At 73.1% G+C, this 20,845-nt stretch carries 12 protein-coding genes and 1 pseudogene; 5 read left to right on the top strand and 8 right to left on the bottom strand.

Going from position 1 to position 20,845, the window contains the following annotated elements:
* Nucleotides 1-591: 591 nt before the first annotated feature.
* The 5 genes and pseudogenes from ACH4E7_RS39105 to ACH4E7_RS39125 all read right to left on the bottom strand — a co-directional run bounded on the left by ACH4E7_RS39105 (nt 592) and on the right by ACH4E7_RS39125 (nt 6,213).
* Entirely contained in the window at nt 592-1,269 is a 678-nt protein-coding gene (locus ACH4E7_RS39105) for a hypothetical protein (protein ID WP_396253963.1), read from the bottom strand.
* A gap of 84 nt (nt 1,270-1,353) precedes the next feature.
* Nucleotides 1,354-2,565, bottom strand: coding sequence for an McrC family protein (locus ACH4E7_RS39110; protein WP_396253964.1), 1,212 nt, complete (start codon nt 2,563-2,565; stop codon nt 1,354-1,356).
* A pseudogene (locus ACH4E7_RS39115) lies at nt 2,562-2,942 on the bottom strand (hypothetical protein); the annotation flags it as partial. The gene ACH4E7_RS39110 and the pseudogene ACH4E7_RS39115, both read right to left, overlap by 4 nt.
* Nucleotides 2,872-3,354, bottom strand: coding sequence for a winged helix-turn-helix domain-containing protein (locus ACH4E7_RS39120; RefSeq protein WP_396253965.1), 483 nt, complete (start codon nt 3,352-3,354; stop codon nt 2,872-2,874). The gene ACH4E7_RS39120 and the pseudogene ACH4E7_RS39115, both read right to left, overlap by 71 nt.
* Nucleotides 3,355-4,203: 849 nt before the next feature.
* Nucleotides 4,204-6,213 (bottom strand): BTAD domain-containing putative transcriptional regulator, encoded by a 2,010-nt coding sequence (locus ACH4E7_RS39125; RefSeq protein WP_396253966.1) that lies wholly within the window; start codon nt 6,211-6,213, stop codon nt 4,204-4,206.
* A gap of 136 nt (nt 6,214-6,349) precedes the next feature.
* On the opposite strand from ACH4E7_RS39125, the gene ACH4E7_RS39130 reads away from it, so the two are divergent.
* A complete protein-coding gene (locus ACH4E7_RS39130; protein ID WP_396253967.1) occupies nt 6,350-9,157 on the top strand; it encodes a BTAD domain-containing putative transcriptional regulator in 2,808 nt (935 codons plus the stop codon).
* Here the strand turns inward: ACH4E7_RS39130 and ACH4E7_RS39135 are convergent.
* The 3 genes from ACH4E7_RS39135 to ACH4E7_RS39145 form a co-directional block, all read right to left on the bottom strand.
* Entirely contained in the window at nt 9,154-12,084 is a 2,931-nt protein-coding gene (locus ACH4E7_RS39135) for an AAA family ATPase (RefSeq protein ID WP_396253968.1), read from the bottom strand. The two genes, ACH4E7_RS39130 and ACH4E7_RS39135, sit on opposite strands and share 4 nt — an antisense overlap.
* Before the next feature lie 127 nt (nt 12,085-12,211).
* A complete protein-coding gene (locus ACH4E7_RS39140; protein ID WP_396253969.1) occupies nt 12,212-12,799 on the bottom strand; it encodes a prephenate dehydratase domain-containing protein in 588 nt (195 codons plus the stop codon).
* A 7-nt stretch (nt 12,800-12,806) separates the two neighbouring features.
* Nucleotides 12,807-13,031 carry a hypothetical protein gene (locus ACH4E7_RS39145; protein ID WP_396253970.1) on the bottom strand — a complete coding sequence of 75 codons (225 nt, stop codon included), beginning with the start codon at nt 13,029-13,031 and terminating at the stop codon, nt 12,807-12,809.
* Nucleotides 13,032-13,302: 271 nt separating this feature from the next.
* On the opposite strand from ACH4E7_RS39145, the gene ACH4E7_RS39150 reads away from it, so the two are divergent.
* From ACH4E7_RS39150 to eccB, 4 genes are all read left to right on the top strand, one after another.
* Nucleotides 13,303-13,926, top strand: coding sequence for a response regulator transcription factor (locus ACH4E7_RS39150; RefSeq protein WP_396253994.1), 624 nt, complete (start codon nt 13,303-13,305; stop codon nt 13,924-13,926).
* Nucleotides 13,927-14,065: 139 nt separating this feature from the next.
* A complete protein-coding gene (eccCa, locus tag ACH4E7_RS39155) occupies nt 14,066-18,025 on the top strand; it encodes a type VII secretion protein EccCa (RefSeq protein WP_396253971.1) in 3,960 nt (1,319 codons plus the stop codon).
* A gap of 52 nt (nt 18,026-18,077) precedes the next feature.
* Nucleotides 18,078-19,469 (top strand): type VII secretion integral membrane protein EccD, encoded by a 1,392-nt coding sequence (gene eccD, locus ACH4E7_RS39160; RefSeq protein WP_396253972.1) that lies wholly within the window; start codon nt 18,078-18,080, stop codon nt 19,467-19,469.
* 10 nt (nt 19,470-19,479) lie between these two features.
* The gene (gene eccB, locus ACH4E7_RS39165) at nt 19,480-20,802 is read left to right on the top strand and encodes a type VII secretion protein EccB (RefSeq protein ID WP_396253973.1); all 1,323 of its coding nucleotides are present in this window, start codon (nt 19,480-19,482) and stop codon (nt 20,800-20,802) included.
* Nucleotides 20,803-20,845 lie beyond the last annotated feature (43 nt).

Genomic DNA, 20,845 nt, shown 5'->3' on the forward strand with positions numbered 1-20,845 from the left:
CGGACGCTTCCTTCGGACCGCCTTCCAGCGGGCCCTCCGGGCGCTTCGTTCTTTCGTGTTTCCAGCTTATCAGACGTTTTCTGCTCCGTTTCCGGGGCTTCGTTCATCCAACTCGCCGGTGTCTTCGAGGGCTTGACGCCCCGTCCGACGTTCCAAACTCTAGCCGACCTCCGCTCCGAAAAGCGAATCCGGCCACAACCCATATAAAACACGCAGGCCGAATTCGCCCCGAGTCGCGACACGAGAAACGCAGACGCGACCCGGCCCGAGCCGGGAAGTGGTGTTTCAAGGGATTGGCCGCTCCGGGACCGTCCGCGCCGATGCGTGTCCGGTGCTCCATGCCGAGCGGCTCGAGAACACTACGCCCAACAGGGGCCGCAGGCAAACCCGGCCGGGGACGAGCCGGACCGGGCCACACGGGTGTGCCCCTCCACCAGCCGACAACCGGCCAACAGCCGGTCGGACAGTCACCCGGCGGCGGCCTGCTCGGAGCTTGGCGGCGGCACGGTTGGCACCAGTACGCACAGGGCGCGTTCCGCCTCGGCCAACTCGCAGAGGGCTCCATCCAGTGCCATACGTGGAGTCTTGTTGTCAGGGCAGCAGTTTCCCCTTGGAGAACAAGGCCGCCTCGATCTGATCAGGAAAAACACCGCGGCTGTGCGCGTACGCGTGGACGGCCGCCAGGTACTGCCGGTACTGATCGGTCGTCCAACCGTTGTCGGGCCAGTTAGGGGCGACGGCGCCATGGTCCTTCAGGGCTCTGGAGACGACGCGGTCCAGGATGATCGGCCGGTATGGCCCTTTGACGCTGTCACCCCCGGCGAAGCAGAGCACTTTGGTAAAGAACGCAGCTCCCAGATGTGGAATCCGCTGGTCGTTGTTGAAGGCCCGGTAGGCCTCCACTGCCCCCATCTCCTGTAGCACGCCAAGTGCCGCGTCGAGTCGGGCGTCGATCTCCTCAGCTGTGGTGTGCTCGAAGATCCGAGCGCGCCGGATGACGGACTGCGCCTTGGTGCCGGTACCCCAGACGAGGGCGGCGACGAGGAGGTGGCGTCGGCCTTCAGCGGTGTCGGCCCGAGCCGCGATGCCGAGCACGGTCCGGCGGTCAACCCAAGGCCACCGGCCTGCCTTCGGGCACTCGTCGAGTGCCCCCGGCCACCATGTGGAATCCGGGAGCAGCGGGATCCAACGGGCTCGGTCAAAGGGTATGGCTTGGCCGAGGACCGCGTCGCGGTCGGGAAGGTCGGCGTCGCTGGGCAGGACGGTCACGCTTGCTCCCTGCGGGGTACGGAGACGGCGGGCGGATGCGCGATGGGCGGCGGACGAGCCGGGACCATTCCGTGTGAGCTTGCGTCAGTTAAGCGGCTCTCCGAGTGCGTTGGCGATGCAGGCTATGTCTGCGAGCACGGTCTCCGGGGGCTGATTGAGGTCAAGGGCGTGTTGGTGGATCTGGATACCGGTGTTGCGGATGCGGTGGGCAGCGTGCGGGGCGTTGCCCTTGGCGTAGATGAGGTGGCCGGCGGGCAGGCGTAGCGCGGCGCAGTACGCGAGAAGCTGGTAGAGGTCGGCCTCGGGGAAACCCTTGGGTCGTTCGGCTTTGTACTTGGCGTCGACAACGGCCACGACTCGGTCGGCATCGTCGTACCAGAGCAGGTCAGGCCTCATGAGTACCGTCTCCGCCTCATCGAGGTGGATACCCTTGGCCTGGAGTTCGGTGCGACCGCCGCGCTCGCGCAGTGCCTCACGAAGAGCGGCGCCGACGAAGTCCTCAAAGACCTTGTTCATGTCGAACAGGAAGCCTTCGACGCGGACCGTGCCCGCCGTGTGCTCGACGGACGCTCCGGCCAGAATCAGCTCGGCGAGGCGGAGCGCCGGGTGGTAGCGGGTGTTCAGTCGCGACGGCCGCCAGCGGGGCAGCGGGCGCCCCACGGTGAGCGCCTCTACGCCGGCGAGGCGGCCCCGCAGGGCGAGCAACCGTCGGCGGACGTCCACATGGATGTCGGGGAGTCGTAGCAGCCGGTGCGCGGCGGCGGGCAAGAGCTGGTTCTCGGCGATGTCGGGGGTGTACTCGTCGTAGGCAACCTCGACTGGCAGGGCCAGGCCGAAGTGCCTGCGCAGCTGCTCGGGCTCACGGATCCGGCCGCGGACGACGGTGGTGGACTCCTCGGTGTGCCGGTATCCCTGGAGCAGGCCCTGCCGTATGGCCTGGTCCGTCTGCCGTTCGAAGGCATGCGCGACGGCGGGGAGCAGGTCGGCCTCCTCCCCGATCTCCACCTGACCGCCGGTGGGGATCTTGATGCCGCTCGGGTCGGCTGCGTAACCGAGTAGGAAGAACAGTCGGCGGATCGGCAGTTTCGGGGCGATTCTCAGCTCCAGATCACCGATCCGCATGGCACCGACCTTGTTGAGCGCACGCACCTGCCAGCGGGTCGGGTCGCCCGGCGCCTCCCCGTCGGGCCGCGTCTCCACGAGACCAGAATTTGCCAGCGCCCGGCCCGTAGCAGGGGCGAGCCGGGCGGCGGTCCAGCCACCGAACTCGGTGAGCAGCAGCGGCGCCTCAGTCATTTCGCGTCGATGCCGGGCGCTGTGCCGGGCTCGCCGACGACGTCCTGGGGGCTCGGACGGGCGGCGGCGAGGGCCTTGCGGAGCGCGGGGAGACCGTAGCGCTTGGCGATGTCGGTGCCGTCGCCGTAGTGGTGCTCCTCCAGGAGGGGCAGGATCGCGGTGCGCCAGGTGCGTTCGAGGCCGCCGTCGGCGTAGACGGACTCACGCATCAGATAGGAGGGGCCGACACGGAAGTCCTTGTCCTCGATCCGGGCGTTGAGGATGTGAAGGAGGGCGGGGACGTCGTCGGAGGTGTGCGCGAGGCCCTCACGGGTGAGCCATCGCTGGAGCAGGTCGCGGGTCGGCTCCTCGTCCGGGTGCAGGGCGACGAAGGCGAAGGGCCACCCACCGGCCCGGTGGGACGGCGGTTTCGAGGATCTTGGTGGCGTACTGATAGCCGGCGCGGTGCTTCTCGGCGTAGCTCAGGGCGCTCCGGGTGATCTCCAGGAGGTCTTCCGGAGCGTCAGACTGAGCAAGCACGTGTCGCCCGAGGCTGGTGATCCGCCAGACGCCCTTCTGCTTCCATATCAGCCCTGCGAGGACGGCGTCGGAGGTATACCAACGCCAGTTGTTCTCCCCCTTCGTCTGCCGGCCCGACTTCGTCAGCACCGCCTCGTGCGCCTCCAGCGGGAGGTCGGCGACGACGCGAGCCCATAGCTGCTGAACATGCATCCCGCTGGGCTGCTCGGTGAGGATCTCCAGCGCCAGGCGCAGGCGGGGCACGACTCCCTGACGGAGGGTCGGCGGCATGGTCAGTCCTCCGGGAAGGTAAGGATGCCCGCTGTTGCCTTCGCTTCACGAGAAACGGCGAGGGCAGGGTGGTGATCATCCCACGAACGTGACGCCGAGGACACAACCCCCACCGCCTGCACTGCCGGAATTCGCGCGAGCGCGCGTGGTTTTGAAGGGCTTGCCGTCACCGCGGGGGGAGTGCGGTGACGGCAAGCCCGGTCCAAGGGCCCGGGAGTCGACCCCGGCGATTTGATCTCCGAGGTGTCCGAGGCGTTCGAAATGAATGCTCTGGAAGGCCTCGGGGTTCTGCCTTCCGGAATGAATTCCAGCAGCGCCAAACCCGCGAGTCAACCGAGAGCCTCTTCAGCTGCGAATATTTCGGTCGGCCCTCCCAAATCTTTCGGCGGGCGCCGATACCCGGCCGGAAACAGGGCTGCGGTACATCCCCTCGGTAGGTTCTCCGATGGCCACGCCAACAGCGACGGATCACTGCGCCGTTCCGGCCAGCCGGATGTGCAGTGCTGAAGTTGGCGAATCATTCGGTAGGCTGACGGGCGGCGCGAACCGGTGTCCCCCAAAGGTGACCGAATTGGCGAGGAATTTCGACTGGCGGTGTCGCACCGCTTGACGCCAGGCCAGCTGAACTTTCCCCTCAAAAGCCCGCCTCATGCGCCAGGCCGGCCTTGTCGGCGTGCACCGCCGCACCGGCCGGCCGTCACCTCGATCGGCGGCTTCACTCGAAACGAACCACACCCACCGTCGCTGTGCTCGCCGATCAGCTTCGGGTCATGCCCAGCCGGTACCGCACCCCACAAGTGGCGGAGGACCGGCCGCCTGGCCAGCGTTTGCCGCCAAGGGCTCGATTCCTCACATGACCTGGGCGACGTTGTCGGCGACCCCTCCATGCGGGCGCGCGGACCCGCCGAGTCGCGGGTACTCGTCGGGAGCGCCCACGGCCCCGGCCCGAGCGAACAGCCGTATCACGTCATGGAAGCGGTAGCGGCCATGGACCGGGGGGTCGAGCATCCCCGCGTCAACGAGCCTTTCCAGGATTCCGCCGACGGTGTCCTCCGCCAGGCCGAGTACGGCGCCCGCCGCCCGGAGCGAGCAGTCGGGCAGGACGGCGAGCCGCAGGAAGGCGTCGGCGAGTTCGGCCGGCAACCGCTGATAGCCGAGACGGAGCTCCGTCTCGACGGCAAGATCGCCGACGCGCAGCTCGCTCAGCCGGCGGTTCTCGTCCCGTAGCCGGGCGGCGAAGGCGGCGATGCTCCAGGCGGGCCGGGCCACGAGCCTGGTGGCCGCGATGCGCAGCGCGAGCGGGAGATGCCCGCAGGCCGCCGCGATGTCGCCGGCTGCGGCCGGCTCGGCGGCGATCCGGGACCGGCCCGCGACGGCGGACAGGAACTCCACCGCCTCCTGCGGGGCCAAGCGGCCGAGGTGAACCGCAAGCGACGGGCCGAGCCCGGTCAGGCGGGCGCGGCTGGTGACGAGTACGGCGCAGGAGGAGCCACCCGGCAGGAGGGGGCGCACCTGATCCTCGTCCCGGGCACCGTCGAGCACGACCAGGACGCGTCGCCCGGCGAGGACGGCGCGGTAGAGCTCCGCACGTTCCACCGACTGCTCCGGGATCGCCTGCGCGGGCACGCCGAGCGCGCGCAGGAAGCCTGCCAGGATGCCGGCGGGCTCACCCGGTTCGCTCCGCGTGCCGTGTAGATCCGCGTAGAGCTGGCCATCGGCGAAGGCGGCGCGAATGGTCCGGGCGGCCCGCACGGCCAGGGTGGTCTTGCCGACACCCACGACACCCGAGACCGCCACTACCACCGCGCCTGACGGGATGTCGCCGGTGAGAGCGTTCACAACCAGCTCGACCTCGGCCCCACGACCGGTGAAGTCCCCCGCACCAGCGGGGAGTTGGGCCGGCACCACCACCCCGGCCCTCGACAACGGCTCGTGCGCGGTCCCGGATGCAGGCGCCCCGGCGGCAGTGGAAAGCGGTGCGAGTTCGGGATCGGCGCACAGGATGCGCCGCTGCAACCGCCACAGATCGGGGCCGGGCTGGACCCCCAGCTCGCCGGCCAGGACACGGCGGGCGTCGGCGAAGGCCTCGAGCGCCTCCGCCTGTCGGCCGGTACGGTACAGGGCGGTCATCAGCAGCCCCCGCAGGCTCTCGCGCAACGGGTACTCGGCGCACAGCGCGGTCAGCTCCTCCACCACCCGCGCGTGCCCGCCCAGACCGAGTTCGAGTTCCAGGCAGTTTTCGAGAACGGTCAGACGCCTCCCGGTGAGACGCTCGCGCTGCCGCTCGGCGTACGGGCCCGGAACGCCGGAGAGGGCGGTGCCCGTCCACAGCGCCAGCGCCTCGCGGTACCGCCCGACAGCGGCGGCCGCCTCACCGCGGCCCTGGTGACGAGCCGCGGTGTCCGCCAGCAGGTCGAACTCCGCGGCGTCCAGACCCCGGTCCGCGAGCTCCAGGGCGTAGCCGCCGGCCCGGGACACCAGGACCCCGTCGGCTCCGATCGCGGCCCGCAGGCGTGAGATGTGGTTGCGCACCACCGCACCGACGGAGGGCGGCGCGCTCTCCTCCCAGACCAGCCGGGCCAGTTCACCGCCCGTAACGACCTGCCGCGCCCGCAGGGCCAGGACCGCCAGTACGGCCTGTCGCTGCGGGGATCCGGCGGCGACGTCCCGATCACCGCACCGGATCCGTACCGGACCGAGCAGCGAGATCCGCAACCCTTCCACGCCCCGCCCTCCGACCGGCACCGTCTCCTGCCGGCCCCGTCCGGTACCGGTCATGGAGATCAGCGCCACGCCGTCGTGGTGCGTCACCGCGGCCGTCCGTGCCCGCCCCTCCTCCTCGGTCCGGGCGTGCCTCATGCGGGTGGCTTCGGATGGATTGTCCCATGCCGGACGGGTGCGCTGTTCGGGGTGGGCCCCGCCAGCGGCTAGGTTGGTCCGTCCCGCCGCGGCCGGCCCGTCCGGGGCGATGACCGGGAAGGACGAACGGAAGACAGTGACGGACGTACGAATAGCGCTGTTGGGCCCCGTACGGGCGTGGCGGGACGGCGCGGAGCTCGCGCTCGGCCCGGCCCAGCGGGGCGCGGTGCTGGCGATGCTCGTGGCGGCCGACGGATGTGTGGTCACGACGGAGGAACTGGTCGACGGACTGTGGGGCGACGCACCGCCGAACCAGGCCGTCGCTGCGATCCGCAACCACGTCTCACACCTGCGCGCGGTGCTGGAGCGGGACCGTGCCACGCCGCGGTTGCTGCTCTCGGCCGGCGGCGGGTACGTCCTGCGACTCCCGCCCGGTGCTACGGATCTCGCCGTCTTCCAGCACCTGACACAGGAGGCGACCCGGCTGCGGGCCGAGGGCGACCTCGCGGGAGCGGCCGAGAGACTGCGCCGGGCGCTGGAGCTTCAGACGGGTGTTCCGCTGGCGGGCGTTCCCGGTGCCCACGCCGAGCGGCAGCGCGAGCGGCTCGCCCAGCGCCGACTCGCCTTCGTGCACGAGCGGCTCGACGTCGACCTGGCGCTGGGGCGGCATGCCGAGGTGATGGAGGAACTCTCCACACTGGTGGGCGAGTTCCCGCTGCACGAAGGGCTCGCGGCCCTTCTGATGACCGCGCTGTACCGCAGCGGTCGACGGTCCGAGGCCCTGGCGGCGTTCGCCGACATCTGCCGGGCTCTGGACGCCGAGCTGGGTGTCGAGCCGACCCCTCCGCTGCGCGATCTGCACCAGCGGATCCTGCGATGCGACCCAGGCCTGTCCGCGCCGACCGCACCCGGTGCCGGCCAGGAGCAGTCCAGCCGTCCGTGCCCGACGCAACTTCCCCCTGATGCCCCGGAGTTCACCGGGCGCCGGGAGCTGGTCGAATCCCTGGTGCGGCTGGTGGAGGAGCCCTCTGCGGTCGCTCCAACGGTCATCGCGGTGGCCGGTATGGGAGGCGTCGGCAAGACGGCGCTCGCCGTCCATGTCGCCCAGCGGGCACGCCGCCGTTTCACCGACGGGCAGCTGTACGTCAACCTGCGCGGTGGCCGCCCCGATCCGATGGAGCCGGGCGCGGTGCTGGTCCACTTCCTGCGTTCCCTGGGCGTGGCCGAGAGCGCCGTCCCCGAACAGATCGACGAGCGTTCGGCGATGTACCGGTCGCTGCTCGCCGAGCGCCGCGTCCTGGTCGTGCTGGACGACGCCCGCGACCTCGCCCAGCTGCGCCCGCTGCTGCCGGGGTCCGAGCGCGGTGCCGTCCTGGTCACCAGCCGGACCAGCCTGCTCGGCCTGGCCCCCACCCGGCAGGTGGACCTGGACGTCCTGGAACCGGACGAGGCGCTCGAACTGTTCGCCCGGATCGCCGGGCCGCGACGGGTCCACGCGGAACCCGACGCCGCCCGCGAGCTGCTCGACGCCTGCTGCCACCTCCCGCTGGCCATCCGGATCATCGCCGCCCGCAGCGCCGCCCGCCAGGACTGGCCACTCGCGGCGGTCTGCGACCGCCTGGCCGACCGGCGGCAGCGGCTGGCGGAGCTGAGCCTGCACGATCTGGCCGTCGAGGCGTGCTTCCAGCTCAGCTATGACCAGCTGCCTCCGCTCGCCGCGCGTGCCTTCCGACTGCTCGCCGTCCCGCAGACGGCCGACCTGTCGCTGCCGGCCGCCGCCGCGGCCCTGGAACTGGCGGAGCAGCCCGCTCTCGACGTCCTGGACGGCCTGGTCCACGCCGGTCTGCTGGAATCCCCGGCCCCCGACCGGTACCGGTACCACGATCTGCTGCGGCTGTTCGCCCAGGGCCGGGCCGAACAACTCGACCCGGAGGAGGAGCGGGCCGCGCTCGTCCTCAGGATGGTCGACCAGGCCGTGGCAACGGCTGCCAACGCGTACCGCGCGGTGCGGCCGGGTCACGCCGTACCGGACGTTCTCGCCCCGGTGGCCGTGCCCGGGCTGCCGATGGCCGACCGCCCGGACGGACGCCACTGGCTGAACGAGGAGGGCGGCAACCTGCTGGCGCTGGCGGGGCAGGCGCTCGACATCACCGGCGCCCATGCCACGGTCGCCGACCTGCTGCTCGCGCTCGACCCCTACCTGGAGAGCGGCTTCCTGTGGCGCGAGCTCATCGGCGTCTGCCGTCGCACCGTGCAGCTGGCCGCCGCCCACGGGGACACGCGGGCCGAGGGCCGCGCCGGCTACATGCTCGGCGGGGGCCTGATGCAACTGGCGGAGATGGACGAGGCCGAGACCGTCTCCGGCCGGGCCGCCGAGCAGGCCTGCGCCTGCCGGGACCTTCCGGTGCTGGCCGAGATCACCAACGTCCGCGCCATGATCGCCAATCGGCAGCAGCGCCCCCGGGAGGCGCTCGCCCTCCACGACGAGACGGTCCGCCTCGCCGACGACTGCGGCAGCGCCTGGACCAAGGCCAACGCCCTGGCCTCCAGCGTCATCTGGCACCTCGCCTGCGGGGAGGCCGAGGCCGCAGGACGCGCCGCCGAGCAGAGCCTGGCGCTCTTCCGGGCCCTCGGGGACCCGCTCGGCGAGCTCTACGCGCTGCACTCGGTCGGCCGCACGGTACGCGGCATGGGCGACCCCGAGCGCGCGCTCCCGCTACACGAGCAGGTGCTGACGCTGGCCCGGGCCCAGGGCATCCTCGCGTTCGAGCCCGGGGCCCTGATCCACATCGCCGAGTGCCATCTGGACGCCGGCCGCCCGGCCGAGGCCGTGCACTGGGCCGAGCAGGCCGTGGCCGCGAGCCGGCGGCTGCACGACCCGGGCGCGGAGCCCGTCGCCCTCGGCACCCTCGCCCGCAGCCGCGCCGCACTCGAGGGGGACTAGATCCCGGTTGCCGACAGCGCCTCGGCCAGCCCCTGGCGCCCGTCGATGCCGAGCTTGCCGTAGGCGTTCGTCAGGTGCACCTCCACGGTGCGCAGGCCGACGAACAGGTGCTGGGCGATCTCCCGGTTGGTCATCCCCTTCGCGGCCAGGCCCGCCACCCGGTGCTCGGTCGGAGTGAGGGCGCCCACCCCCTGGAACGTGCGGGTACGGGGGCGGTCTCCGGCGGCCCGGAGTTCATCCAGGGCGCGATCGGCCACCAGCGCGGCGCCGTACCGGTGGGCCGCGGTGACCGCCTCCTTCAGGCACTCACGGGCCTCCGCCGTCCTACCGGCCCGGCGCAGCTGGGCGCCCAGGTCGCCCAGGGCCTGCGCATGCCGGAACCGGGCGGGTGTGCCCGCCAGCGTCCGGACGGCCTCGCGCAGCAGACCGAGCCCCTGCGAGCCGCCAGTGGCGAGGGCCAGCGCGCGCAGGGCCGCGCCGACGGCCTCGGGGACGCCCCAGCGCCGGGCGAGCGCCAACTCCTCCGCCGCCAGCACCCGGGCCTCCCCGTGCTCGCCGAGCGCCGCCCGGGCGAGGGCGGCCTCGGAGCGCCAGGGGTAGATCCACGGGCAGCGCATGCCACGGGCCTCGGTGCGCCGGCCACACTCCTGGAAGTCCGTGAGCGCCTCCGCCGGCCGTCCCTGGGTCACCCGCAGCTGACCGCGGACCAGATGGACGTAGTCGTTGACCCAGTGCCCGTCCAGGTCCGCGGTCAGGGCGACGCGTTCCAGGAGCGACTGCGCCTCGTCGAGTCGGCCCTGCTTGACGAGCGCGTCCGTCAGCGCGGCCGTCGCCAGGACGCTGTGGCTGTGGTGCGGGTCGACACCGATCTCCCGGAGCTGCACCAGGGCTGCCTCCGCGTCCGCCTGGCAGTCCAGCACCCGGCCGAGCTGGCCGTACACGCAGGCTCGGATGATCCGGCTGTGCGCAAGGGTGAAGGCGGAGCCACGGGTTCGGGCCTCTTCGACCGCCGCGTCAGCGTAGCCGAGTGCCTGGTCGGTCTCGCCGGCGGTACCGAGGAAGAGCACGGCGCCCGAGTAGACGAAGGAGTCGTCGTCCGCCGGATTCATCCCGTGGGTGAGGGCCTGCCGCGCGAGGGCCACGGCCTCGGCCGGCGACTCGCCGAGCACGATCGTGCGCAGGGCGAGCAGCGCCGCCACCGGGCGCTCGGCCGGGGTGCCGACGGCGTCGGAGATCCGCAGGTCCATCAGGCGGGGCAACACGCCGGGTGCCGACGCGGCGTCGTGCAGACCGGCGTAGACCAGGTCGATCTCCAGGCGCAGCGCGAGGGTGGCATCGCTCCCGCGCAGGGAGTCGGCGGTGCGTTCGAGCACGTCGAGCCCGTCCGGGTAGCGGTCGAGGGCGAACAGCGCACCGGCCAGGCGGCGCGCCGCGCAGGCCCGCTCCCCCGGGTCGCGGGACAGGTCGAGGCCCCGCCGCAGATCGCGGGCAGCCTCCGGCACGCTGGTGGCGAGGCCGGCCTCGCCCAGTCTGATCAGCAGGGTTGCGCGGACATCGTCCGCGAGCGGTTCGCGTAGCGCGCGGCGCAGCAGCACGACCGCGCGGTCGGCGGCGCCCTTGCGCACCGTCTCCGCGGCGGCCCGGCGCAGCACGTCGGGCACCCACGGGAGGCCCAGCGGCGCCTGGAGGGCGTGCACCGCCGTCTGTTCCGCGGGCATGCCGTGGCCGAGCATCAGCTCTGCCGCGCGGACGTGCACCTCCTGCCGCACGCTGGGCAGGACGTCGTTGGCGAGCGCGACCCTGATCATCGGGCAGACGAAGGCCGTGGAGTGTCCGGTCCGGCGCATCAGCCCGGCCCGCTCCAGCGCGTGCACGGCGTCCTGGACGGCCGGTTCCGGCAGGCCGGTCGCGCCGGCGACCAGGTCGAGGGCCGGTGTTCCGCCGAGGACGGCGACCGCCTGGGCCACGGCCTGCGCGTGCGGACCGGCGGCCTGGACATGCAGGTGGAGGGCCCGGCCCACGTCGGCCGGCACGAACCGGGTGATCTGCGCGGCGGCCTCGGTGTCGGGCCCACTCCCGGACGCCTTGATCGTACGAAGGAGAGCGTGCAGGAGGAACGGGTTACCGCCCGTCGCGGTGTGGACGGCGTCGCGGAAGTGTGCGTCCCCGGGCACGCCGAGGACCTCCTCGGTGACGGCGGCGACGGCCGCGCCGTCGAGGGCGGTCAGGGCGAGCCGGTGCCGGAACAACGGCGCCAGCTGACCCAGGACGTCCCGGTCAGCCGGGGCCTGCGCGGAACCGACGGTGGCGATGACGGTCACCGGCAGGTCTCCGGCCCGGCGCAGGAGGCACCGGAGCCAGAGCAGAGAGGCCCGATCGGCCCACTGCAGGTCGTCGATGCCGATGACGAGGCGCCCGCGGGCGGCGAGCTGGGCTACCAGCCGGTACAGCCCGGTCAGCGTCGCGGTGGTGGGGCCGTCGGCGGACTCGGACACCGACGCCGACACGGACACGGACACGGACACGTCGGAGCACAACACCTCCGTGGCTCGCGCTGCGGGCCCGGCCAGCAGGGATTCGGCTCCGTCCGTGGCACCGAGGGCCAACGGCTCGAAGAGCTGGCAGACGACGCCGAATTCCGCGCCGGTCTCCGACGGGTCCGCCCACGCGGAGACGACGGTGTCCCCGTTCCGTCGGGCCCACCCGAGCACCTCCCGGAGGAGCGCGGTCTTGCCGGTGCGGAACTCGCCCTGGATCAGGACGAAGGCCCCCTGCGCGGCGTCCTGCCGCAACAGCCCGGCCAGCGTGTCGAGTTCGCGCTCCCGTCCGATCAGCAAGGGGTCGTCGGACCGGTGGCGGTGGACGGAACCGGGGCCGCCGGCAGGGAGCGTACGCGGAGTGGACTTCAGGGCGGAGAGATCAGACATCGGTGCTCAAGGGTGCTGGTCGGTGATCCGGCCCGGACCGGGCCGGCTGACGAGCCGGATACCCGGACTGGTCAGCGACCACCCGATCCGGCTGGACCCGATCCTGCCGACCGCGTGTAACCGTCCGCTAAGTTTCCCGTGGGCCGCCCCCGGGCAGCCGGACGACCAGCGACGCCACCTCGGGCAGGCCACGGAGGAGCGGACGGCCCGCGGTGGCGCCTGGAGCAGTCGTCCGGTCGGTCCTGGCCTCACGGGTCAGTACACCTAGGCGGTGGCGGTCACCGCACGCGTTCCCGGAGGCGGTGGGGATGCGTCGGGTATACGCCGAGGATGCGCGCTTCGGACGAGAAGAAGCGCAGTTCCTCCAGGGAGAGGGCGACCCTGGTCTCGTCGGGGTGCCCTTCGATCTCGATGTAGAAGCGGCTGGCTGTTCCAGCGAGGCGCCGGGAACGCCCATGAGGTCGAAGTGGATGGCCAGGAAGTACTCCGCGATGATGGACAGGCCCGATTCCGGGAGTAGATGGTGCACGTCCGCGACACGCCCGGCGGCAGAGTTGTCCATCGGGATCACCGCGAGGTCGGCGGTGCCCAGCGTCACCGCGTCCAAGGCCTGTTCGAAGCTCGTGCAGGGCAGTTCCCTGCTGCCGGGGTACAGGTCCTGGACCGCAGCGGCCGAGTTCGACCCCGGCTCTCCCTGGTATGCGATGGTCGTCATGCGCGTATCACCGTCCGGCCCGGGAGGTCATGTCTTCGGTCAGCAGAAGATCCGTGGTGAACCGCGCGTGCTGCAGCAGCGGAGCGCTTCCCGTCACCAGGGATTCCAGCGGATGGCTGCCATCGCTGCGGTGGAACGGGATCGCGTATTCGTACGCCGCCGCGAACACGTGCTGTACCAGGCCGTTGGCCCGCCTGATGCTCCCGGCCAGGCGCCCGTCCTCGGGGAACACTCCGGAAGGAGCGGAGGCCGAGGCGTTCCGCAGGGCCTGCTCGAATATGCGTCACGACGACTTTTCGAGCGGCACTGGGCGGACATCTCGGTGGCCGCTTTCGGTACCGACCCGTTGACTTATCGGCACAAACCGTCAGGACCTCGCGGACGAGGGTTTCTAACGTGAAGACATCCGTTCGCGCACCGGGTCCCGGGCATGGCCGGTCCACCCGGCGGTCAACGACCGACCCGGTGTCACTCCGTCGAGCACAGGAGAGTTCTTGAACAGCGTGTCCGTGGCCGTGCTGTCGGGTGACCCGTTATCGGGTGCGGGGGTCGCCGCGATGCTCCGGTCCAGCACCGGTGTGAGCCTGCTCCCCGCGACACGCAGGCACGAGGCCGACGTGGTGCTGGTGCTGACCGACGAGGTCACCGAGCAGACCCTGGTGTGCCTGGAGCAGACGGCCCGGGAGGCGGCCAACCCGGCGATGCGCATGATCATCGTCGGCGAGGTGCTGCGCGAGCAGCACCTGGTGAGGGCGGTCAACTGCGGGGTGGTGAGCGTCATTCCGCGCCGGGAGGCGGTGCCGGAGCAGCTGCTGCGCGCCGTCGTCGGGGTGAGGTCCGGCCATGCCCAGATGCCCGGCCGGGGCGTGGCATGGCTGGTCGACTGGGTCAGGGCGGTCCAGCTCGACGTCCTGCAGCCCAACGGGCTGACCACGACGCCGCTGGAGGCGCGGGAAGTCGAGGTGATCAAGCTCCTCGCGGAGGGGCTGGAGACGGCCTCGATCGCCGAACGGCTGAGCTACTCGGAGCGAACCATCAAGAACATCATTCACGGCGCCATCAGCAGGCTGAACCTGCGCAATCGCGCCCACGCCGTCGCCTACGCGCTGCGGGCGGGCCTGATATGAGCCCTGGCCGTACCCCGGTGGCCGATCGGACAGACCCGGGTGGCCATTCGGGCACGGCCTGCCGGGGCCGCGTTCCGGCACCCGCGCGGCCGCCTAGCGTCGGGCGGGTGCCAGCCCGAGTCGCAGGAGAGACCGCCCGATGAGTTCCGTGATCGTGAAGCGCTCCCCGCGCGCCGAGGGGCCCGCCATGCCCTCCGGTCAGGTCGACCTCGCCGAGCCCCCGGTCCTCGGCGAGCCGGCCTCGGCCGACCTCGGCTCCCTGCTGCTGTACCTGCCGATGGGTCTGGGAACCACCGCCATGGTACTGATGTTCTCCAGCTCCAGCGGCTCCCCGGGGACCTATCTGATGTCCGGGATGATGGGCGTGGCGATGGCCGGCATGACGCTCGGTCAGCTGGGCCGGGCCGGTGCGGAACGCAAGCGCCGCATCCGGGCCGAGCGGCGCGACTACCTGCGCTACCTCGCCCAGCTGCGCCGCCGGGCCAGGACGGCAGCGGCCGAGCAGCGGGCCGCGCTGACATGGGACAACCCGCGGCCGGACCAGCTGCAGTACCTCGCCGCGGGCGCCCGGCTCTGGGAGCGGCGCCCGGGCCACGACGACTTCGCCCACGTGCGGATCGGCGTCGGCACCCGGCGCGCCGTCCTGGAGTTCCTCCCGCCGCGCACCCGGCCGGTCGAGGACCTCGAACCGCTGTCCGCGGTCTCCTTGCGCAGGTTCACCCGCGCCGCGCGGACCGTGCCCGGCGTGCCCGTGACGGTCGCCCTGCGACACTTCAGCAGGGTCGAGTTCACCGGAGAGCGCGCGGACGTCCTCGGGCTGCTGCGCGCGGTGCTCGGCCAGCTGGCCACCCTGCACTCCCCCGACGAGCTGCGTATCGCCCTGCTCGCGGACGAGACCGCCCAGGCCGACTGGGACTGGCTCAAGTGGCTTCCGCACACCGCGCATCCCCAGCACCAGGACGCGACCGGGCGGCTGCGGCTCGTGGCCGTCGACCACGACGCGCTGACGGACCTGCTGGACGGCGAGTTCGCCGACCGGCCCGACCACGACGTCACGGCCGTCCCGGGTCCCTCCGAGCCGTTCGTGGTGATCGTCGTGGACGGAACCCCGCTGCCGGCTTCGGCCCGGCTGCTCGCCGGCGGTGTGCGCTGCGCCGTCGTGCTCGACGTCACCGGCGCCCACCCCGGCGGCCCCAAGGTGCTGCGGCTCGCGGTCGAGGACGGGCGGGTCTCCTTCCCGCGGGGGACCGCGACGGCTTCGGCCGAGCCCGACCTGCTGACCGTCGTGGGCGCCGAGCAACTGGCCCGCGTCCTCGCGCCCCGGCGGAGCAGCGGCACCGTGGACCTGCTCGACAAACCCCTGGAGACCGACTTCGACCTGACCACGCTGCTCGGCGTCCGCGACGCGCGCACCTTCGACGTGGCCGCGCTGTGGCGCCGTCGTACCCCTCAGCAGGCCAGACTTACCGTGCCCGTGGGGGTGACCGAAAACGGCGAGGTCGTCGAGCTGGACCTCAAGGAGTCGGCGCAGGGCGGCATGGGGCCGCACGGCCTGCTGATCGGGGCCACCGGCTCCGGCAAGAGCGAGCTGCTGCGCACCCTCGTGGTCGGCCTGGCCGCCACCCACTCCTCCGAGGTCCTCAACCTGGTCCTGGTCGACTTCAAGGGCGGCGCGACCTTCCTCGGCATGGACCGTCTCCCGCACACCTCGGCCGTGATCACCAATCTCGCCGACGAACTACCGCTGGTCGACCGGATGCAGGACTCGCTGACCGGCGAGGTGACCCGCCGCCAGGAACTGTTGCGGGAGAGCGGCCACTCCTCGCTGTTCGACTACGAGAAGGCCCGCCTGGCCGGCGCCCGCCTCGCCCCGCTGCCGTCCCTGCTCATCGTGGTCGACGAGTTCTCCGAACTGCTGGCCTCCAAGCCCGACTTCGCCGAGCTGTTCGTGATGATCGGGCGCGTCGGGCGCAGCCTCGGCATGCACCTGCTGCTCGCTTCGCAGCGCCTGGACGAGGGCCGGATCAACCGGGTCGAAGGACATCTGTCGTACCGGATCGCGCTGCGCACCTTCTCCTCGATGGAGTCCCGCAGCGTGATCGGCACCTCCAACGCCTACGAGCTGCCCTCCGCCCCCGGGCACGGCTACCTCAAGATCGACACCACCAACCTGGTCAGGTTCAAGGCCGCGTACGTCTCCGGCCGCTGCCCGGACGCGCACGCCGAACCGGACCTCGGTGCCCAGACGGCCCGAGCGGCCGGGGAGGTGGTGCCGTTCCGGCTGCTGACCACCGGGGCCGCGGCCGCGGAGCCCGCCGCACCGAGCGGGTCCGCGGACGACCCGGGCCCCGGCGCCCGCGCGTCCGACCACGGCCCCAGCCTGCTGGACGTGCTGATCGGACGGCTGGCCGACGCCGGACCGGCCGCGCGCCAGGTCTGGCTGCCGCCGCTCGACGTCTCGCCCAGCCTCGACCAGCTGCTGCCCGGCGTGGTACCGGACCCGGTGCGCGGCATCACCGTCACCGACCCGGCACGGCACGGCACGCTGCGGGTGCCGCTCGGCGTGGTGGACCGGCCGCACGAGCAGTTGCGCGAGCTGCTGGAGGCCGACCTGTCCGGCGCCGACGGGCACGCGGCCGTCGTCGGCGGCCCGCAGACCGGCAAGTCCGCGCTGCTGCGCACCCTGATGCTCGCGATCGCGCTCACCCACACCCCGGCCGAAGCGCAGTTCTACTGCCTGGACCTCGGCGGCGGCCTCACCTCCGTCGGCGGCCTGCCGCACGTCGGCTCGGTGGCCGGGCGGCTCGACCGGGACCGTGTGCTGCGCACGGTCGAGGAGCTGTTCCACCTGCTGGAGGTCCGTGAGCAGCTGTTCGCGGACCGGGGGCTGGAGTCGATGACCGCCTACCGGGCCCAACGGGCCCGCGGGGAGATCGACTCCCCGTACGGCGACGTGTTCCTGGTCATGGACGGGCTCGCCACGCTGCGCCAGGAGTTCGAGGAGCTGGAGCTGCGGGTCGCCGAACTCGCCGCCCGCGGGCTGGCGTTCGGCGTGCACGTGGTGGTGTCCGCGGTGCGCTGGTCGGAGATCCGGCCCCGGCTTCGCGACCTCATCGGCACCAGGATGGAGCTGCGCCTGGGCGACCCGATGGAGTCGGAGATCGGCAGCCGGGCCGCCGCCGGTGTGCCGCAGGCGCCCGGCCGGGGCCTGACCGGCACCGGCCACCACTTCCGCTCGGCGTTGCCGCGGCTGGACGGATCCAGCGCGGCCAGCGACACCACCGCCGCCACCCGGGCCGCGGTGGCCGAGATCGCGGCCTTCTGGACGGGCTCCGGCGCGCCCGGCGTACGGCTCCTGCCGACCCGGCTGCCCGCCGGGCGGCTGCCCACGCCCGAGCCCGGCCCCCGGGTCTGCCTCGGTCTGGACGAACAGCGGCTGGAACCCGTCTGGCAGGACTTCACCCACACCCCGCACCTGCTGGTGTTCGGGGACGGCGAGACGGGCAAGACCAACGCCCTGCGGCTGGTCGCCGGGGCGATCACGGCACACCACACCCCGCAGCAGGCGAAGATCCTCCTCGGCGATCCCGGCCGGTCCCTGCTCGGGGCCGTGCCGGAGGACTACCGGGTGGGCTATGCGGTCGACACCGAGGCGCTGGCCGGCCTCGCCGCCAGCGCCGCCGTCTCGATGCACCAGAGGCTGCCGGGTGCCGACATCACCCCGGAGCAGTTGCAGCGGCGGGACTGGTGGGAGGGGCCCGAGCTGTTCGTCGTGGTCGACGACTACGACCTGCTCGCCACCGGTACGGCGGTCGGCGGGCCGCTGGCCCCGATCGTCCCCTACCTGGCCCAGGGCGTGCACATCGGCCTGCACCTGGTGGTCGCCCGGAGCACCTCGGGTGCGATGCGGGCCATGATGGACCCGCTGCTGCGCCGGATGTGGGAGCTGGGCAGCCCCGCGCTGCTGCTGTCCTACCCCAACGAGGAGGGCAAGTTCCTCGGCGAGGCCAAGCCCCGCACCTTGCCCGCGGGCCGTGCCCAGCTGGTCACCCGACGAGGCGTCAGGCTCGTGCAGACCGGTCTGGCCGACCCGCGGTGACCCGTCCCGCGTCCCTCTTCCGTTCCACCATCTCACGCGCCGCAGGAGCAGCATGACCACCCCGAGTACGACCGCCGGCCCCGGGCACGACGTCTACCGGCTGACCGTGACGGGCCCGCGCGGCCGGGCCGACCTCGCCGTCCCGGCCACGGTCACGGTCGCCGGACTGCTTCCGGTGCTGCTGGGTCACGTCGCGGGACCCGAGTCACTGGACGGCTGCTGGGTGCTCCAGCGGCTCGGCGAGCCGCCGCTCGACCCCGACGGCACGCCCGCCTCGCTGGACCTGCGCGACGGCGACGTCCTCCACGTGCGGCCGGCCGACGCCCCGCTGGCCGAGCTCCACTTCGACGACCTCGCCGAGGGCCTGGGCGAGGCGGTCGGTACCGGAGCCGAGCGCTGGCGTCCCGAACTGACCCGGCGCCTGCTCACCGGGATCGCGGCGGTCGCGCTGGCGCTGCTGGCCGTCGGGATCCAGCAGTCCGGGGCCGGACGGTCGGCGGCCGGCGGTGCGGCCTTCACGGCCCTGGTCCTGACCACCGCCGGTGTGCTGGCCGCCAAGCTCCGCAAGGACCGGGCGGTCGCCGTGGTGGCCGGGCTCGGCGGTGTGCTGTTCGCCGCCGGCGCCGGTGCCGCCGCCCGGCACGGCGCCACCGGCCTGCTCGCCCCCGGCCGGGCGGACGTCGCGCTGGCGGGCCTGTGCGCGGCGGGCGCGGCCTCGGTGCCGTTGTTCCTCGGCCGCCTGGCGGCGGGGGTCTTCGGCGCCGCCACCGCCACCGCGCTGGGCGCGGTCGGCGCGGTGGCACTGGCCGCCGGGTTCGGCCTGGACGCCACCCGGGCGAGCGCGGTCCTGGCGGTCGCCGTCCTGCTCGGCGCTACGCCCGGCCTGCGCCTAGCGCTCCGGGCAGCCCGACTGCGGGTTCCCCGACTGCCGCGCAACACGGAGGAGTTGCAGCGGGACATCGAGCCCGACCCGGCCGCCGGGGTGCACCGGCGGGCTCGCCTCGCCGACACCTGGGTCAGTTCCACCACCGTCGCCGCGGCAGGCGTGATCACCGTCGCCTGCCTGCTGCTCGCGCGCGTTCCCGACTGGGCCGGGCCCACGCTCGCCGGTGTCCTCGGAGCGGCGGCGCTGCTCCGGGCCCGCTCGCTGGTCGCCCCCTGGCAGCGCGGCCCGATGGCCGTCTGCGGCGCGCTCGCCCCCGCCCTGGTGCTGCTGTCGCAGGCCTGCTCGGCCCACCCGGTGGTGCGGGCCGTCGCGCTGCTGGTGCTGCTGGCCGCCGCGGTGGCGCTGCTGCACGCCGCGAGCCGCCGCGGCGGTCCGCCGACCTGGCCGGTGTGGGGACACGCGGGAGACCTGCTGGAGACCTGGACGGCCGTCCTGCTGATCCCCCTGCTGCTACAGCTCCTGCACGTGTACGCCCGCGTCCGCGCGCTGGCCGGCTGAGGGGGCTGCCGTGCAGAGTCGACGCGACCACGTCCACGCCTACCGGTTCTCCACCAACCGGCTGGTCGCCGCGCTCGCCACCGGCGACCCGGGAGCCGGCGAGACCCCACTGCACCGAGCCGACCTCGGGGCCGCCGCCGGCGCCGCCGCCGGCCTGCTGCTGGTGGGTGGCTTCGCGCTGTACGGGGTGATCAGCCCGGGCGGCGACACCGCCTGGCGCAAGCCCGGCACCGTGATCGTGGAGAAGGAGACCGGCAACCGCTACCTGCTGATCGGCGGAGTGCTCCGACCGACCCGGAACCTCGCCTCCGCGCTCCTCGGTGCGGGGCAGGGCGCCACGGTGCGCCTGGTCTCGCGCAACTCGCTCGCCGGCGTGCCGACCGGCGCGCCGGTCGGCACGCCCGACGCTCCCGACGCGCTGCCGCGGCCCTCGGACCTGCTGTCCGGGCCGTGGCAGCTGTGCCCGGCCGGTGGGCCCGGGGACGCCGTGCAGACCGACCTCGCCCCCGGCCCGGCCACGCCGCTGAGCGACGACCGGCGGGCGCTGCTCAGCGGCCCCGACGACGCCGCCTACGTGCTGTGGCAGGGCGTCAAGCACCCGGTGGGCGGTCGCGCGACCCTGGTGGCCCTCGGTCTCGGTGACCAGAGCCCGCTGCGGGTGCCCGCCGCCTGGCTCGCCGCCCTGCCCACCGGCACCGCGCTGGCCGCGCCCGACATCCCGGGCCGCGGGCAGCCCGGACCTGCGGTCGCGGGCCGGCCGGCGGAGGTGGGCCGGCTCTTCACCGCCGGTCCGCCGGACACCGGACAGCACTTCGTGCTGCGCCCGGACGGCCTGGCCCCCGTCTCTCGGACCGAGTTCGCCCTGCTCCAGGCGGAACCCGGCACCCCGGCGGCAGCCGAGATCGGCACCGGGGACGTCACCGCCGCGCCCTCCTCCGCCGACACCAGCCTGCTCGACCGCATCCCCGACCTGCTCACCGCGCCGACCTGGCACGGCGACCGCGAACGCCTGTGCGTGCGCCAGCGGGCGACGGGCACCGCGGTGACCACCGACGTCGTCCTGCGCGACGCGCCCGCCCGGTCCGGCGCCACCGTGCTGGTGCCGCCCGGCCGTGGCGTGCTCGCCGCCGAGCTCCAACCACGGCCCGGCGAGCGCCGATCCCGGCGCTACCTGATCACGGATCAGGGGCTCAAGTACCCGCTGGCCGACGACAACGCGGCGGGCGCACTCGGTTACGGCCGGGTCAGCGCGCAGACCCTGCCGGCGACCGTCCTGGATGCCGTACCCGCCGGCCCCGCCCTCGCGGTCGCGGCCGACGGCGGAGGGCAGTGAGGTGAGGATGCCCCTAGGTCGTCGGACCGCCCCGACCGCGCCC

The organism is Kitasatospora sp. NPDC018058 (assembly GCF_044327205.1).
Classification (GTDB): Bacteria; Actinomycetota; Actinomycetes; order Streptomycetales; family Streptomycetaceae; genus Kitasatospora.